At 51.0% G+C, this 2,573-nt stretch carries 2 protein-coding genes; both read right to left on the bottom strand.

All coding sequences use genetic code 11. The features are described from left to right. Nucleotides 1-117 precede the first annotated feature (117 nt). Nucleotides 118-750, bottom strand: a complete 633-nt coding sequence (gene hisB, locus POG22_RS10525; RefSeq protein WP_017659254.1) for an imidazoleglycerol-phosphate dehydratase HisB — start codon at nucleotides 748-750, stop codon at nucleotides 118-120. Nucleotides 751-1,585: 835 nt separating this feature from the next. Beyond that, entirely contained in the window at nucleotides 1,586-2,317 is a 732-nt protein-coding gene (gene radC, locus POG22_RS10520) for a JAB domain-containing protein (RefSeq protein WP_498905152.1), read from the bottom strand. Nucleotides 2,318-2,573 lie beyond the last annotated feature (256 nt).

Here is a 2,573-nt window from a genome sequence, read left to right as displayed (position 1 = left end):
GAGAAGGGGAGAAGGGGAGAGGGGGAGAGGAGGAGAGGAGGAGAGGGGGAGAAACTGTAAACTCTCAACTGTTCCCTATTCCCTGTTCCCCGTTCCCTGTTCCCTGTTCCCTATTCCCTACAACACTCCTTTAGAACTGGGGATGGTACTGGCGCGACGGGGATCGATTTCCGTAGCCGTGCGGATCGATCGCGCAAAGGCTTTGAACGTCGCTTCGATAATATGGTGGGAGTTGATGCCGTCGAGTTGGCGGATATGTAGCGTCATCTGGGCGTGATTGACGATCGCCACGAAGAATTCCCGCACCAGTTGCGTGTCGTAGGTTCCGACTCGTTCCGTGGGAATCTCTAAACCATAACTGAGATGGGGACGCCCGGAGAAGTCCAACGCCACTTGAATCAAGGCTTCGTCGAGGGGGGCGACGAAATGTCCGAAACGCACGATTCCCTTGCGATCGCCTAACGCTTGCGCTAACGCCTGTCCGAGAGTAATTCCCACGTCTTCGTTGGTGTGGTGATCGTCGATTTCCCAATCTCCTACCGCCTTCACTTCTAAATCGATGAGTCCGTGGGAGGCGATTTGATGCAGCATATGGTCGAGAAACGGAATTCCGGTATCCGCTTTGCACTGACCCGTTCCGTCGAGATTGACAGTCACTTGCACGTCCGTTTCTCCGGTGGTGCGGCGAACGGAGGCGGTGCGTGTGGTGGGAGCGAGTGGGGTTTCGGGGCGAACGGAACTCGTTTGCATAGAGGATTTCAGGGAGCGATTCGCGTAAACAGAATGGTTTTATTGTAGTCGGTTCTGGGGTTGGCTCGGACTTGGAGATGGCGTTACCACCCAAACTGGTAATTTTCTGACTGTTCGATCTGTAGACTCCCAGCGATCGATCTCGGCTTCGCCTTGCAGCAAAAGACCGTAATCGGTGTTTTTTTACATGAGGGGAGATACCTTAGTGGTGCAGAAAAGTCCTGAAACCCTTGTTAGAAAACATATCGCCGTATTAAAGGGTTGGCTGCAAAATCCCAGATCGGTAAATGGCTGCCTGAGATCCCCGGCATCTTGGAGATGCCGGGGATCTGGCCTGACTCCCAATACAGATTTTATGTATTTTGTCAATCCCCGATCTCGAAAAGTTTTCTGCACCACTGAGGGGGAGATACACTTTACCAGAAATTTTGGGTCTAAAGCCTCGCCCTTTCAGGGCGACTCTGCGATAATGGAGAAACTGGAGCGGTATTCAACCAGTTTAAAAACCGAGCCTCTAATCGAGGCAACTGAACCTTGAAAACTAGAGTTAGTGGGTTCTGTTCGGGAAGGCTCGGGCAGGTAAAAGCTCTAAGCAACAAGTACAGAGAACCAATTTTTTCGCGGATTCTCAGGTACGGTAGGGCATACCGAAACCTCCTCTGCAATGGGGAAAACGCCTAGGGAGATAAACCCCTCTGGTATTCATTGGCAACGATGGATAGTAAGGGTTGTCAACGAACTAGGAATCCAAAACCGTGAGGTCTGGAGAATCGCCGCTCTTTTAAGGCGGCGAGTATGTCAAGCTCACTGGCGACTGGCGACTGTAAAAAGGTTTTCACTCTGTTTGTGGAAATTCTTCCCACAGTCGAGTTTCCTTTCGCAAACTGGCGTAATTCCCGTTTCCCAGAATCAAATGATCCAGAATGGGAATCGAGAGGATTTGCGCGATTTCGAGGAGGCGTCGCGTCAGTTCGATGTCTTCGGGACTTGGCGACACGTTTCCGCTGGGGTGGTTGTGAGAGACGATCGCGCGGGTTGCGCCTTGGCGAATCACCTCACGGAAAATATCTGGAGGATGCGCCAGGGTTTCCGTCGCCGTTCCGATAGTTAACAGTTGCGTTCCCAAAATGCGATTGCGAACGTCGAGGAGTAAAATCGCAAAGCGTTCGGTTTCCTGCCACATTAAATCGTGACTCAGACAAGCCACCGCTGTTGCGGGATCTTCCACGATACGACGTTCCGCCGGACGAGTTTGAAAGGCGCGTTTTCCCAGTTCGATCGCCGCAATAATGGTTGTCGCCTTCGCCAAACCAATACCGGGAATTTGCATCAACTCCTGCGGCGAAACGTTTCGCAAAATTTCCAGGGGATCGCGTTGGTGTTGTCCCAGTTGGCGTAAAATTTGTTGACCTAACCCGACCGCCGAGAGTTTCTGGACTTTACATCCGGTTCCCAACAGCAACGCCAGCAACTCCGACGTAGCTAAATGTTTCGCGCCATACGTCACCAACCGTTCGCGAGGTCGTTCTGTTGGGGGTAAATCTGCGATTCTGACGTTGTAGGTCATTCCAACGCACCCGAAAACCTAATTTTCAGGCAATTCTAACGGATGAATTCTTAGAAATGGGGAGAGGCGATCGAATTTCCGTAGTTTTTCGGATGTGTCGATCGCGATCGCCTTTCAACCCACATTCCGCACTTCAAATGTAGTGTATAAGTAGTATAAAGTGAATCGGAAAGGAATTAGGTATTTCGACTCAGCCAACTGACCCCTTGACTTGAAAATAACATTCAAGAGCCAACTGACTTGACAAAAATAGTAG

Source organism: Geitlerinema sp. CS-897 (assembly GCF_028368005.1).
Taxonomy (GTDB): Bacteria; Cyanobacteriota; Cyanobacteriia; order Cyanobacteriales; family Geitlerinemataceae; genus Baaleninema; species Baaleninema simplex.
The sequence above is the reverse complement of the archived record's forward strand: the minus strand, read 5'-3'. Positions and strand labels throughout refer to the sequence as shown.